The organism is Nonomuraea sp. NPDC051191 (genome assembly GCF_044455665.1).
Classification (GTDB): domain Bacteria; phylum Actinomycetota; class Actinomycetes; order Streptosporangiales; family Streptosporangiaceae; genus Nonomuraea.
This window is the reverse complement of record NZ_JBITEZ010000018.1, coordinates 1-13,321: the sequence shown is the minus strand read 5'-3', so window position 1 is coordinate 13,321 and position 13,321 is coordinate 1. Positions and strand designations below refer to the sequence as shown.

The following is a 13,321-nucleotide window of genomic DNA, read 5'->3' as shown; positions in this document are numbered from 1 at the left end:
GCCGCTTCCTTGACGAGGACTGGTTCCCAACCGAGGGCCGCGCCTACGGCGTCACGTCCCCTTCGGCCTGCTCCAGCGCCTACAGCCCGCCCAGCCGCGCCGGAGCCTGGTCTCCGCCGAGTTGCTCGACGGCCTTGGTGAAGCGGTTGGTGCCAGGGCCGCGCTCAACAAGCCGGGTCCCGTTCGTCATGGAGATCGAGACCCGCCGCATCCGCCTGCTGGGCCTCACCTCACCTCCACCCCGAAGGGGGCCTTCTTCTCGAACGAGAACTCCGCACGGTTCAGGGCGCGCCCAAGCGGCGGCAAGGCGATCGTCGGGCAAGAGCCCCCGAACGTCACCGACGGCGGCGGTTCGGCGCCGTCGTCGAACCGCTGCTGCACCACCTGTGCCAGGAAGTCCACAGGCTGCCGCCGGTAGGCTCCGACGTGTTGGGATGCAGCCGGGAAGGGATCCGATCATCAGCAGCGACTTTGCCTCTCCGCCGGAGGACCGGTCACGGCCGGCGCGCCGCCGCGTCACCGAAGCAGCCGTCCTGAGCGCCCACGACCAGAGCCCCGCCGAGGTCGCCCAGTGGACCTGCCCGCATGGACGGCATGCCGGCCATGGCTGCGTCGACTGCTACCACGCCTGTGCCGACGCCGATCCGGCACTTCTGCAATGGGAGGTGGCGGCGTGGTTCACCACCGAGCGGCCGATCCCCATCAGGGCGTTGCAGGACGTGCACCGCCACGACCGCGGGCTCACGCTGACCCAGCCGTCGACGCCCCTGGTCTACCTTCTGAGTGCACGGGTGAGGGCCGCCCTGGGCGTGGAGGCGGTGGCCGGGGTGGTGGGGTTCCTGGTGCAGAACCGGCACATCGTCGACACGTTCACCGTGACGGAGATCCGCGCCGTCCACTCCTGAACGCCCCCTGCCGGGCGCGCATGGTGTTCGTGAGCGCCACCCCTCCGTGACGCTCGACCCGGCACAGGCCGGCCGCGACGGCGCCTGAGGTGGGCCGGCAGATCGACGGCGTAACTGCGGTGCCCGGCCGAGCGCACGCGCAGGAAGCCGAACTGCGATTGGTGCACTACGCGACGGCTCGGCGGACGGGCACACTTCACGCTCGCCGGATGCGGTGCGCACCGCATCTGGCGGCAAGGCCAGAACCATGATGGTCAACTACCCCCGGGGCGCCGCAGACGGTCTCCTGCCGTTGGGCTTCATGGGATGGCTCCACGGCGTTGCGGACCTCCGGGCCGGGAAAGCACTACCGTGGCGACCGGTCCGTTTCCTTCGATCCGCACGCTCATGGGGCGAGCATCCCCGGCGGCTCGCCGTACGCAAGGTCAGGGTGTGGAGACCCGCTCCACCTTGACGATCTTCTTTCCCGAGCACCGGACGTGGAAGCCGGAGTCCTTGAACTCGGGGTGTGGCCAGATCTCGCCCTTGGCGAAGGAGAGTTCGCCGCCGACCCGGAACGTTCGTCGTCGCCGCGGCCTGCGTCGGCGCGACCGGCATCACCAGCCCGTGGAAGGCGGCCGGCAGGACGATTCGTAGCTTCGTGCCCGCCATTCCCTCCCCATCAAGTTCATGCCCCCTTCGGTAGATCCATGGTCAAGATTTCGATATACCGTCGCGCGTGTGGACTTACGCCGATTGCAATACTTTGTGGTCGTCGCGGAAGAGGGCAGCGTGGGACGCGCCGCCCACCGCCTGCTCATCTCCCAGCCGCCGCTGAGTCAGCGCATTCGCGAACTGGAGGCGGAGCTGGGATGCGCGCTGTTCGTCCGCACCGCGCGCGGGATGATCCTCACCATGGCCGGCGAGGTGCTGCTCAGGGAGGCCCGGGGACTGCTCGCCGCCGCCGCGGGCGCGGTCGAGCGGGTACGGCAGGCCAACGGTGAGCCGGTACTGCGGATCGGCGTGCTGGGCCCGGCCGAGTCGGCCTTGTCGGCCGAGGCCGCCCGGAGCTTCACCCAGCGGTATCCGGCCTCGCGGGTCCAGCTTCGCCAGGGCAACGTGGCCGATCCCACGATCGGGCTGGGGCGCGGCGAGGTCGATGTGGCGATCACGTTCACGCCGTTCGACGAGACCGGGCTGGCGGTTCACGTGGTCCGGCCGGAGCCGATATACGTGGCGCTGCCCATGGACGACCCGCTGGCCGACCGGCTCTCAGTCGCCCGCGCCGAGCTGCACGGCCACCGGACCGTCCGGCTGCCCAGCGAGGCGGACCCCACCTGGGTGAGGTTCTGGCAGATTCCGGGCGACGGTCCGGTGGTGCGATCACTCGGCGAGGGGCTGCACGCGGTCCTGTGGCAGCGGGCCGCGATCTTCGTCCCCGAGCGGACGACGCGGACGACTCCCGTCCCAGGCGTGCGCTACGTCCCGCTGGCCGATCATCCCCCGACCCACCTCGTCCTGGCCAGGCGAAGCACCGATCACTCGCCCCTGGTGACCGGCTACATCGCCGCGAGCCTCGCCTGGGCCCAGGACTGCTCCTGACTACCAGCGGTCAGTCGTCGATCAGTGCGACCCAGCCCGAGACATTCCAGGCCGCGGTCGAGGGACTGTAGATGGCGAAGTCGACCGCGCCGCCGACGGTCGTGTAGCCGCTCTTGCCCTTCCAGCTCACCCCGACGCCGGTGTCGGTGCTGTTGGCCCAGGCCCAGGGGTCGACCTGGCCCCGGCAGTTGTAGATGCTGCCTCCGACCGAGAAGCCGAGGAAACTGATGGAGATGGGCTGCTGCCGGCAGGGCTCGAAGAACTGCGTCCACTTGGGGTCCTGGTCGACGACCCAGTTGCCGGGCGGGACATAGGTCCACTGCCAGGTCTGCTTGATCTCCGTGCCCTTCGCCAGGTCGTTGGCGCTGTGCCAGATCTGGCCGAGGACTCCCCAGTTCCCGGCTCCGTCGTTGTTAACCAGCCAGTAGGTGTACCAGCCGTACATGTGGGCGTTGCGGTACGTGAAGTCGGCGACCAGCCACCAGTCCGGGTTCCGGTCCACCGGGGTGCTCAGGGCGGCGGCGCCCCCGCTCGTCGCCGGATCGGGGACGGACCCGGCGTACTTCAGCAGTTCGGACTTGCTGAGGTTCGGTCCGGTGATGGACAGTCCGACCGCTCGGCCGCCGGCGAGCTGGGCGGAAGGACTCACACCGGGGACCTGAGAGGCCGCGTGGACGACCCGGACGGTGCTGCCGGGCAGCACTCCCTGAAGTCTGAGCTTCGCACCGGTGTTCGAGGTCCAGGTGATGGTCCGGACCCCGATTGCATCCGCCGTGCTGACGGACTCGGTGAAGGTTTCGCCCGCCTGATCGGAGACGATGGTGACCGGCTTGTCCCGGCCGGGCGGCGGCGACTGAGCCACCGCCGGACTCGTCGTCAGGGCCAGCGTCACGGTGACGGCGGCCAGGATGCGCAACGACCTCATGGTTCTCCTCCCGGTGCCGGAGCGGGGTGACGAGGGGAGGTACGGCTCCAGCTCTTCCAGAAAACGATTTCAGTAACCGCTCGTCCAAGACTTTTTTGGGGTCACCGGGACAGTTCTCGGTATGGCTCGCTTCCGCGGGCAGGCCGGTGTGCGGCATGACCCTCAGGCGGGGAAGGTGACCTCGATGTGCAGCCCGCCCTCGGAGCGGGCGCGCGCGAGGAGGGTGGCCCCGTGCGCGCCGGCGATGGCCCGGACGATGGCGAGGCCGAGCCCGTACCCGTCCTGCTCGCCGGGGCGGATCCGTTCGGCGCCGAGCCGGCGGAACGGCTGGAACAGGGAGTCCACCGCGTCGGCCGCGATGACCGGCCCGGTGTTGCCGACGGTCAGGCGGGCCGCGCCGGCGGCGGTGCGGCCCGTGATGATCTCGACCTGCCCGCCGGGGACGTTGTGGCGGACGGCGTTGTCGAGCAGGTTCGCCATCAGGCTCTCGACAAGGCTCGGATCGCCGGTCGCCGGGGCAGGGCCGAGCGCGACGTCGAGCCGGATGCCATGCCGGTCGGCCTCCGCTTCGCGGGCCGCGAGCGCTCGGGCGGCGAGTTCGGCCAGGTCCAGCGGTTGCGACCGGTGCAGGCCGCGCTGGCTGCTCGCCAGGGTGAGCAGCGCGGCGATGAGGCGCTCCTGCCGGTCGCCGAGCTCCACCAGCTCCTCGCAGGTGGCGCGCAGGCTCTCCACGGTCGGCGCCGGGTCGGTGATCGCGAGCTGCAGCAGCGCGCGGCCCGCGCTGAGCGGGGTACGCAGTTCGTGCGAGGCGTTGGCGATGAAGTGCCGCTGCGCCTCGAAGGACGCCTCCAGCCGGGCGAACAGGTCGTCCAGGGTGCCGCCCAGCTCCGTGAACTCGTCGCGGCGGCCACGCAGTCCGAGGCGCCGGTGCAGGTTGGTGGCCGAGATGTCCTGGGCTGTGGCGATGATGGTACGCAGCGGGCGTACGAAACGGCCGGCGACCAGCCAGCCGAGCGCGACCGACACCACGGCGACCACCCCCAGCGCGACGGCCAGCCCCGCCGTCCTCTCCGCGGCGGCGAAGGGCGCGAGGAGGGCCGGTGAGTGCCCGCCCGCCGCCGTGATCCCGCCCTGCCGCACCTGACCAGGGGCCCGTTGCCAGCTGCTGCCGCTCAGGAGGAGGTAGACCACGCCGAGGGAGACGACGACCGAGGAGCAGATGAGGGCCGCGTACAGCAGGGTCAGCCGCGCCCGGACGGTGAGCCCGCGGCCCCGGCGCGGGGACCGTGCGTCAGGCACTCGGCGCGCCGAGCCGGTAGCCGCCTTCGCGGACGGTGTGGATGACGGGAGGTGCGCCGAGCTTCGCCCGCAGCCGGTACATCGTCTGCTTCACGGCGGTGGTGAACGGGTCGGCTGCCTCGTCCCAGAGCCGTTCCAGGAGTTCCTCGGCGGAGACCACCTGCTCGGCTCGGGCGAGCAGGTGCTCCAGCACGGCGAACTCCTTGGCGCTGAGCGGCAGGCGCCGACCGGCGCGGAACGCCGCCCGGCCGGCCGGATCGAGCCTGATGTCGCCGTGGCGCAGCACCGGCGGAGTGGGCGGGGCCGAGCGGCGGCCCAGGGCGCGTACCCGGGCGATCAGCTCGACGAAGTCGAACGGCTTGGCCAGGTAGTCGTCGGCGCCCATGCCGAGGCCGTCGACCAGGTCTCCGAGCCCGCCCGCGGCGGTGAGCATGAGGATCCGGCCCGGTGACCGGTCGGCGGCCAGCCGGCGGCAGACCTCGTCGCCGTGCACGACGGGCAGGTCCCGGTCCAGCACCACCACGTCGTAGCGCGTGCACGCCAGCCGTTCGAGCGCGGCGCCGCCGTCGTGAACGGCGTCGACGGCCATGCCCTCACGCCGCAGACCCGTGACGATCGCCCGAGCCATCGGCTCGAAATCCTCGACCACGAGCACTCTCATGACCGGCCAGGCTCCTTCTTTTGACGGGTGGTCCGCACCCAGCATGCCGGGCGGCCGGTCTCAGCCGCGTAACAGCCGCGCGCACCGTCCCGGGACCGGCGCCGGAGTAGAACGGCAGGCGACACAAATCCCACGAACGCAAGAGGAGGTCGCCCGATGCGACGCAGAAAGGTCCTCGCCGCGGCCGCGGCATCCGCGCTGGCGGCCGCCGCGGTCGGCGGGGCGCGAGCGCTGACCGCGCCGGGCGAGGCCCGGCCGCTCGACGCCAAGGACGCGCTGCTGGGGGCCTTCGGCACGCACCAGCTCGTCGGCGGGCTGAGCCCGTCGCACGGCGTCAAGGACGTCGACGACTTCCTCATCTCGCTGCTGCGCGACCCCCGGTTGCCCGGCCGGGTCGACGACATCGCCGTCGAGGGCGGGAACGCGAGGTTCCAGCCGATCATCGACCGGTACGTGGCGGGCGAGGACGTGCCGCTGACCGAGGTACGGCAGGCGTGGCGCGACACCCTCCAGCCGGGGGCCGGCTACTCGGCCTTCTACGAGCAGCTCTATCCCCTGGTCCGCCGCGTCAACCAGCGGCTGCCGGTGCACGAGCGGTTGCGCGTCCTGGCCTGCGACCCGCCCGCCGACTGGAGCAGGGTGACGAGCCAGGCGGATCTGCAGTCACTGCTCGGGCAGCGGGACCGGCACATGGCCTCCGTCCTGCAGAGCGAGGTGCTGTCAAAGAAGCGCAGGGCCCTGCTGCTCTCCGGGACCGGGCACGTACGGCATGAACAGGGCGCCGCGGAGATCTACGAGGAGAAGTATCCCGGCTGCGCCTTCATCGTCACGGCCCACCTCGGCTTCGCCAAGGACAACGACCGGCTGGAGCGGCAGATGGCCTCCTGGCCGGTGCCGACGCTCGCCACGTTCGACGGCACCTGGCTCGGCGACCTGGACTCCTCCTACTACTCGCTGCCCGGCGACGCGCCGCTGGACTCCGGCGACGGTTACCCGGGCGTTGACGCCTACCTCTACCTCGGCCCCCGCGACTTCCTCCTGCATCAGCCGCTTCTTGCAAGGGCGGTCCTCAGCTCCGCCTTCACCGCGGAACACGATCGGCGGGCCGCCGCGATCGAGGCGCCGCCGAACTCACCCTTCCACCCGGCCGTGCTGTTCGAGGAGGAGGAGAGGTCGAGCGTGTTCAGCTACGACCCCCACCACGAGTACTGACGCCGGTCGCCGTCCAGCAGCCACGGGCCCGCGGACGCACCTTCCGCTTCGTCCACGGCAAGCTGCACGGCAGGGTGGCCGCGACCGCCTCGCGCGTCCCGGGTACGGCCAGGTCGGCCGCGTGGGCGCGATCGCCTCCAGCGCGGGCCGGAAGTTCGGTGGAGGTTTCCCGGTCTGTGTCGGGCCCCGGCCGCCAGCCGGGAACCCCCAGCCCCCTCTCGCCGGCGGGGCAGGAGGCGGGCGGCGGTGACACCGGTGACGCGCGGGAGATGCGACGTCAGCTGAACTGCCACCAGTTCATGTTGAACAGGTAGCCGCTTCCGCCGGTGAACTTCAGGTACAGGTCGCGGGTGCCGGTCGCGCCGCTGACCGGACAGGACACGGTGCTCCAGGTCTGCCAGCCGCCCGTGCCCGGCACGGTGCACGTCCCGGCCGACGGGCCGTTGACGCCGTCCAGACGGAGTTCGAGCCTGCCGCCGCTGGACGCCGAGGCGACCCGCACGGCGAAGGTCCTGGCGCCGGAGCCGAACGCGACGCCCTTGACCTTGATGTAGTCGCCGTTCTCGATCCAGCCGACGTTCATCCCCCCTTCGCCGGAGGGCTCGGTCTCGACCCCGGACTCCCAGGCGATCGTCTCGGCCTCCTGGCGGACGTACGGGTTGAGGGTGCCCACCTGCGGCACCCCGGACGCGGTCATGTTGATCGTCGGGATCGTGCCGCCGGAGCCGTAGGTGAACTTCTCCACGGCCACCGAACGGGTGAAGCCCCCGCCGCCCGGTAGTGCGCCGTTGTGGTAAAAGAGGTACGAGCCGCCCTGGTAGTCGACGATGCCCGCGTGGTTGGTGAAGCTGCCGCCCTGCGTGGGCATGATCGTCCCCCGGTAGGTCCAGGGCCCGGTGGGGCCGGGGGCCGTGGAGTAGGCGAGGAACTCCGAGCAGCACTTGGCCGCGAAGACGAGGTAATACAGGCCGTTCCGCTTGTAGACCCAGGGCCCCTCTTCGAACAGCGTCGGGCGGTTGGCGTCACCCGTCCTGGTGCCGAATCCCGCCGTGGTGAGCGGGATCTGCGTCGCGCTTCCCGAGTACGAGGTCATGTCGGGGTTCAGCTTCACGTACCAGAGGTGCGGGTTGCCCCAGTAGAGGTAGGCCTGCCCGTCGTCGTCGATGAAGACCGTCGGGTCGATCTCGCCGTTCTCGATCAGCGGCCGTCCGAGTGCGTCCCTGAACGGCCCGGTCGGGCTGTCGGAGACGGCCACCCCGATGGCCATCCGGCCGGTCGCCCGGTCGGTCGTGGGCACGTACCAGTAGAACCGGCCGTTCCGGTAGATGGTCTGTCCCGCCCAGGCGTCGGACTTCGCCCAGCTGAAGGTGGTCAGGCTCAGCGGGGATCCGTGGTCGGTCCAGTTCACCATGTCGGTGGAGGACCAGACCCGCCAATCCTTCATGGTGAACCAGGTCGAGCCGTCCTCGTCATGGCCGGTGTAGAGGTACACCCGGCCGTTGTGCACCAGCGGCGCCGGGTCGGCGGTGTAGACGGTCTGGATGATCGGGTTGTCCGCCCTGGCCGGGTGGGCGGGCAGGAACGCCACGAGGCCGAGCAGGACCAGCACCCATACGATTCCGCGTCCGGCTCTTGTGGTGGCCGGCAACCGTAATGCCATTCTCACGATCACTCCCGGGATGACGGGTCAGTTACGGGTCCAGCGCTGGTTGGCGCCGCCGTTGCACGACCAGATGGTCAGCTTGGTGCCGTTGGCGGTGGCGTTGTTCGGCACGTCCAGGCACTTGTTCGCACCGACGGCGGTGATGGTGCCGTCGGCGTTGAAGCGCCACTGCTGATTACTCTGGCCGTTGCAGTCCCAGATGATGACGTTGGTGCCGTCGGTGGTTCCACCGTCGTACACGTCCAGACACTTGCCGCCGTAGACGCGCAGTTCGCCGCTCGCGGTGGGCGTCCAGCGCTGGTTGTCCTGGCCGTTGCAGTCCCAGATCTGCGCCTGCGCGCCGTTCGCCTGCGAGGCGGCGGCGACGTCGAGGCACCTGCCCGAGCCCACTCCCTTGATCGCGACCGCGGTGGGCGGGACGATGCCGCCTCCCGTCACGACGTACATGGCCGCCCCGTGCCCGGGGACCGGCGCGCTGATCGTCCCCGGCGAGGAGGACGTCGCGTGCGCCCACAGGTCACGCACCGAGTAGGAGGACGCCGAGCCCAGCCCCAAGGCCGCGGCGGTGGTGGAGACGGTCGCGGTCGAGGTGCCCCGGTTGAGCAGGACGACCGCGACCGAGCCGTTCTTCATCGGCTTGCGCCAGACCTCCAGGTTGCCGTTGTCGCTGATCTTGTGGCCCTGCTTGCCGCCCCAGTCCTGGTTGACCGCGATGACCTCGGTGTTGGTGAGGATGGTGCGCGTGTCGGCGCTCATCGTACGGAGGTCGTTGCCGGCGATGAGGGGCGCGTTCAGCAGCGACCACAGGCTGAAGTGCGCGCGCCCCTCGGTAGCCGTCACCGAACCGACGCCGACCTCCAGCATGTCCGGGTCGTTCCAGCCCCCCGGGCCCGAGTACGACTCCAGCCCGACCTGCTGGTCCAGGATGCCCATGACGGAATTCCAGTTGGCCGCGATGTCGCCGGTGTCACGCCAGGAGTTGCCCACCGGCGTCCCCCAGGTCCACACGTTCTCCTGACCCCAGTTGCACAGGCTGTACACGATCGGGCGGCCGGCGGCGGCCAGCGCGTCCCGCATGGCCGTGTACCGCTGCTGTCCGTTCATGCCGCGATGGTCGCCGCAGTTGTCGTATTTCAGATAGTCGATCCCCCACGACGCCCACAGGGCCGCGTCCCGCCGCTCGTAGCCCAGGCTGGCCGGGTAGCCCGCGCACGTCGTGGTGCCGGCCGAGGAGTAGATGCCGAGCTTGAGCCCTTTGGAGTGCACGTAGTCGGCCAGGGCCTTGATGCCGTCGGGGAACTTCTGCGGATCCGGCACCAGGTCGCCGCTCGCGTTCCGGCTCTTGGTGGACCAGCAGTCGTCGATGTTGACATAGGTGTAGCCCGCCGCCGCCATGCCACTGGAGACCATGGCGTCGGCCGTCTGGCGGATGAGGCCGTCGTTGACGTTGCAGCCGAAGCTGTTCCAGTCGTTCCAGCCCATCTGCGGGGTCCGGGCGAGGCCGTTCTCCAGCGCGACGGCCGGGGACGTGGCGCCGCCGATCGCGACAAGGGAGCCGGCCGCCAGTAACGCGGCCGTCGTCAGGCCGAGAATTGTGCGCATTCGCTTCTCCACCTCCTGGGGGTCGTCATGAGCCGGCGCGGGTCCAGCGCTGGTTGGCGGCGCCGCTGCAGGACCAGATCTGGAGCTTGACGCCGTTGGCGGTGCTGTTGCTCGGCACGTCCAGGCACTTGTTCGCACCGACGGCGGTGATGGAGCCGTCGGTGTTGAAGCGCCACTGCTGGTTGGCCTGGCCGCTGCAGTCCCAGATGATCACGCCGGCGCCGTCGGCGGTGCTCCGGTTGGCCACGTCCAGGCACTTGCCGCCGTACACGCGCAGCTCACCGGCGCTGGTCGACGTCCAGCGCTGGTTGGTCTGGCCGTTGCAGTCCCAGATCTGCGCCTGCGCGCCGTTGGCCTGTGACACGCCGGTGACATCCAGGCAACGGCCCGAGCCCACGCCCTTGATCTCCGAGCCGCCGGAGGGGTTGCCCTGCGGCTGGCCGATGCTGCCGGGAACCGCTTGCAGCGCCGCGTACCAGGCGGCGGCCATCTTGTCGTAGCCGCCGGCGGTCGGGTGAACGCCGTCGATCAGGTCCGAGGTGGCCAACCTGCTGTGCAGGTCGACCAGGTGGACGTGCTTGCCACTGTTCACCTTGCTCTGGACGATGCCGGGGATCGCCGCGTTGAACGTGCGCGCCGCGGACTCCTGTCCGGCGTTCGACAGCGGGATGACGGTCGCGACGAAGACGTCCGCGTCCGGCACGGCCGCGGTGATGTGGTCGATCAGCGTGGACAGCCGTTGCGGAGCGCCGGCCAGGTCGTAGTTCTGCAGGATGTCGTTGGTGCCCAGGTGGAGCAGCAGCGTACGCGGCGTGTACGTACGCAGCCAGCCGGTGATGTTCGCGTCGATCTGGTCGATGCGCCAGCCTGGGTGGCCCTCGTGATCATGATCGCCCAGGCTGCTGGGCCCGTTGAACTGCGAACCGACGAGGTCGACCGTGTAGCGGCCGCCGGCCAGGCGCTGCCACAGGCCGATCCGGTAGCCGCCCGGCACCTGCGTGCCCTCGGTGATCGAGTCGCCGAGCGGCATGACCCGTACCCCGCCGTTGGACTCGGCTCCGGCGACCCCCGTCCCCATCGCCGTGCCGGCCGCCAGCAACACCGCCACCGTCAGCACGGCGGCCCGCCATCGCCTCCAGGTACGCATGCTCACCCCCTCACCACCGGCCACGCGCCGGGCGATGAGGCCCGCCGTTGTGGGGCGTCACGTCCAGGTCCACTTCTGGTTGGTGCCGCCCGAGCAGGTGTAGAGCTGGAGCCCGGTGCCGTTGCCGGTGCCTGCGCCGACGGCGTCGAGGCAGAGCCCGGACTGGACGCCGGTGATGGTGCCGTCGGAGTTGAGGCGCCATTTCTGGTTGTCGCCGCCCCAGCAGGAGTAGATCTGGATTCTGGTGCCGTTGCCGGTGCCGCCGGCGTCCAGGCATTTGTTGCCGTACACCTTCAGCTCTCCGGCTGAGGTCTGGGTCCATTGCTGGTTGGTGCGGCCGTTGCAGTCCCACAGTTGCACGGCGGTGCCGTCGGTGGTGGCGGCGTTGGGCACGTCCACGCAGCGGCCGGAGGCCACTCCCCTGATCTGACCTGCGGGTGGTGGAGTCGGCGTCGTGGTGGACGACCCGCCGTCCAGGCCGAAGAAGCGAATGGCGTACGCCGCCATCCCCGGGTGGGGCAGGTCGTGACCGGCGCCGGCGACGGTGTACGCCTCGACCTGCCCGGAACCGAACACCCGCCGCGTCCAGCCGGACTGCGGACTGTCGGTGGAGGCGGGGGTCTGGCCCAGTCCGTGGACGTTGGTCCACTGGTCGACCTCCTCCTGCAACATCGTGTACGGCAGGACGGAGTCGGCGGTGCCGTGCCAGGCCATCACGCGAGGCCGGGGCCCGGTGTAGCCGGGATAGGCGTTCCTGACCAGGTCACCCCACTGCTGCGGCGTCTTGTCCCCGCATCCGGCCGGCCCGAGGCAGCCGTAGGGGACACCCGAGAACGGCGCTCCCGCCTTGAACACGTCGGGGTAGGTGGCGAGCAGGTTGTTGGTCTCCATCGCCCCGGAGGAGAAACCGGTCGCGAACACCCGCTGCGGGTCACCGCCGTAGCGTTGCAGCACGTAGTTCGTCATGGAGACGATCGACACCGGGTCACTGCCTCCGCCGTGCCGCAGAGCCTCGTTCGACCACACGTCGAAGCAGTTCGACAGGCCGTTGGCGGTCTTGTTCGCCTGCGGATAGATGACGATGAAGCCGTACCGGTCGGCCAGCGAGGCGAACTCGGTGCCCTGGTGGAAGCCCGGAGCCCAGCCGTTGCAGCCGTGCATCGCCACCAGGACGCCCGGCCTGGCCGCCACCCTGTCGGGGACGTAGAGGTACATCCGCAGTCCGCCGGGATTGCTCCCGAAGTTCGTCACTTCGGTCAAGGCCGCCGCCGACGCTCCCGGAGCAGTGGTGAGGAACATGGCCAACGTGGTGGCCGCCACCGTGATCACAGCCGCCAGCGCGGCTCCGAGGCCCGCGCGCCTTCTCCTGCGCGATTCGCCTGGTCTCATGCATCCACCTCTCCTCTGTTAGCGCTAACAAAAGCGCTGACCGGTCGAGCTCTTCCGGGCCGATGGAAGGGACGGAGGGAGCAAATACGAGCCGGAACGGCGCTGTCAAGAGCGCCGTGGCGCGCGGCGGCCGGAGGAGGCGGCCGCCGAGGGCGCTCACCTTGAATTATCGAGAGGGCCGGCGAGAGCGTCGCCATGAAACTTTCATCCGCCTCCCCACGACAGGAGCTGACGAAACTTTCCGGGCACCAAGATGCACGTTGTACCTGCTCAATCGAGACGAACGGCACGGGCGGAGCCGGAAATTTTCACTGCGTCCTTGACAATTTTCGGCCGCCATTCTCACACTGAGTGCCCGAGGTGGTCCCCCCTATCGGATCGGCGGTGTCCAGCACACGGACTACCGTCCCGGCGCCTGTGGTGTACGTCCCCACCGGCGCACGGGTCGCGCCCCGCACGATCCTTTCCCCATGATTCGCCTTTGGAGGCTCGAACCATGCGTGTCAACGCCATGTCCCCACCGACCGCCCGGCGGCCGCGCGGCGCGCGCCGCCGGGCACTGATCACCGGCGCGTTAGGCGCCCTCGGCCTGATCACAGCACTGGCGACGGCGATCCCGGCCGACGCCGCCGAGAGCACCCTCGGCGCGGCCGCCGCGCAGAGCGGACGCTACTTCGGCACCGCCATAGCCTCGGGCAAACTCGGCGACTCCGCCTACACCACGATCGCCGGCCGCGAGTTCACCATGGTCACGGCCGAGAACGAGATGAAGATCGACGCCACCGAGCCGAACCGGGGACAGTTCACCTTCACCCAGGGCGACCGCGTCTACAACTGGGCCCTCCAGAACGGCAAACGGGTCCGCGGCCACACCCTGGCCTGGCACTCCCAGCAACCCGGCTGGATGCAGAGCCTGTCCGGCGGCACCCTGCGCCAG

Annotated in this window: 13 protein-coding genes; 4 read left to right on the top strand and 9 right to left on the bottom strand. The window is 70.2% G+C overall.

The window, feature by feature from the left end; translation table 11 throughout:
* Positions 1-79 precede the first annotated feature (79 nt).
* Complete coding sequence (locus ACIA8R_RS41765; protein ID WP_397043087.1) at positions 80-229, bottom strand: hypothetical protein; 150 nt, start codon at positions 227-229, stop codon at positions 80-82.
* Positions 226-402, bottom strand: a complete 177-nt coding sequence (locus ACIA8R_RS41760) for a hypothetical protein (protein WP_397043085.1) — start codon at positions 400-402, stop codon at positions 226-228. The genes ACIA8R_RS41765 and ACIA8R_RS41760 overlap by 4 nt, the downstream gene beginning before the upstream one ends.
* Before the next feature lie 32 nt (positions 403-434).
* On the opposite strand from ACIA8R_RS41760, the gene ACIA8R_RS41755 reads away from it, so the two are divergent.
* Both ACIA8R_RS41755 and ACIA8R_RS41750 read left to right on the top strand, forming a co-directional pair.
* Entirely contained in the window at positions 435-905 is a 471-nt protein-coding gene (locus tag ACIA8R_RS41755) for a hypothetical protein (RefSeq protein ID WP_357701369.1), read from the top strand.
* A 735-nt stretch (positions 906-1,640) separates the two neighbouring features.
* Positions 1,641-2,486 carry a LysR family transcriptional regulator gene (locus tag ACIA8R_RS41750; protein ID WP_397043083.1) on the top strand — a complete coding sequence of 282 codons (846 nt, stop codon included), beginning with the start codon at positions 1,641-1,643 and terminating at the stop codon, positions 2,484-2,486.
* A gap of 10 nt (positions 2,487-2,496) precedes the next feature.
* Here the strand turns inward: ACIA8R_RS41750 and ACIA8R_RS41745 are convergent, their stop codons facing one another.
* The 3 genes from ACIA8R_RS41745 to ACIA8R_RS41735 all read right to left on the bottom strand — a co-directional run bounded on the left by ACIA8R_RS41745 (position 2,497) and on the right by ACIA8R_RS41735 (position 5,371).
* Entirely contained in the window at positions 2,497-3,411 is a 915-nt protein-coding gene (locus ACIA8R_RS41745) for a hypothetical protein (protein WP_364095103.1), read from the bottom strand.
* Positions 3,412-3,573: 162 nt separating this feature from the next.
* On the bottom strand, positions 3,574-4,710 hold the full coding sequence (locus ACIA8R_RS41740) for a sensor histidine kinase (protein WP_397043081.1): 1,137 nt from the start codon (positions 4,708-4,710) through the stop codon (positions 3,574-3,576).
* On the bottom strand, positions 4,703-5,371 hold the full coding sequence (locus tag ACIA8R_RS41735; protein WP_364095109.1) for a response regulator transcription factor: 669 nt from the start codon (positions 5,369-5,371) through the stop codon (positions 4,703-4,705). Before ACIA8R_RS41735 ends, ACIA8R_RS41740 begins: the two co-directional genes overlap by 8 nt.
* A 156-nt stretch (positions 5,372-5,527) precedes the next feature.
* Here ACIA8R_RS41735 and ACIA8R_RS41730 point away from each other — a divergent pair, with 156 nt between their 5' ends.
* On the top strand, positions 5,528-6,583 hold the full coding sequence (locus ACIA8R_RS41730) for a hypothetical protein (protein WP_397043079.1): 1,056 nt from the start codon (positions 5,528-5,530) through the stop codon (positions 6,581-6,583).
* A gap of 277 nt (positions 6,584-6,860) precedes the next feature.
* Here ACIA8R_RS41730 and ACIA8R_RS41725 read toward each other — a convergent pair whose 3' ends face one another.
* From ACIA8R_RS41725 to ACIA8R_RS41710, 4 genes are all read right to left on the bottom strand, one after another.
* Positions 6,861-8,192, bottom strand: a complete 1,332-nt coding sequence (locus ACIA8R_RS41725) for a glycoside hydrolase family 43 protein (RefSeq protein ID WP_397043077.1) — start codon at positions 8,190-8,192, stop codon at positions 6,861-6,863.
* Between the two features lie 78 nt (positions 8,193-8,270).
* Positions 8,271-9,848, bottom strand: coding sequence for a lectin (locus tag ACIA8R_RS41720; RefSeq protein WP_364095119.1), 1,578 nt, complete (start codon positions 9,846-9,848; stop codon positions 8,271-8,273).
* A 25-nt stretch (positions 9,849-9,873) separates the two neighbouring features.
* Positions 9,874-10,995: a lectin gene (locus tag ACIA8R_RS41715; RefSeq protein ID WP_397043075.1), complete on the bottom strand. Its 1,122-nt coding sequence runs from the start codon at positions 10,993-10,995 to the stop codon at positions 9,874-9,876.
* 57 nt (positions 10,996-11,052) lie between these two features.
* The gene (locus ACIA8R_RS41710; protein WP_397043073.1) at positions 11,053-12,384 is read right to left on the bottom strand and encodes a PHB depolymerase family esterase; all 1,332 of its coding nucleotides are present in this window, start codon (positions 12,382-12,384) and stop codon (positions 11,053-11,055) included.
* A gap of 496 nt (positions 12,385-12,880) precedes the next feature.
* Between ACIA8R_RS41710 and ACIA8R_RS41705 the strand changes: the two genes are divergently transcribed.
* Positions 12,881-13,321: endo-1,4-beta-xylanase (locus tag ACIA8R_RS41705; protein WP_397043071.1), on the top strand; the 441-nt coding region annotated here is incomplete at its 3' end.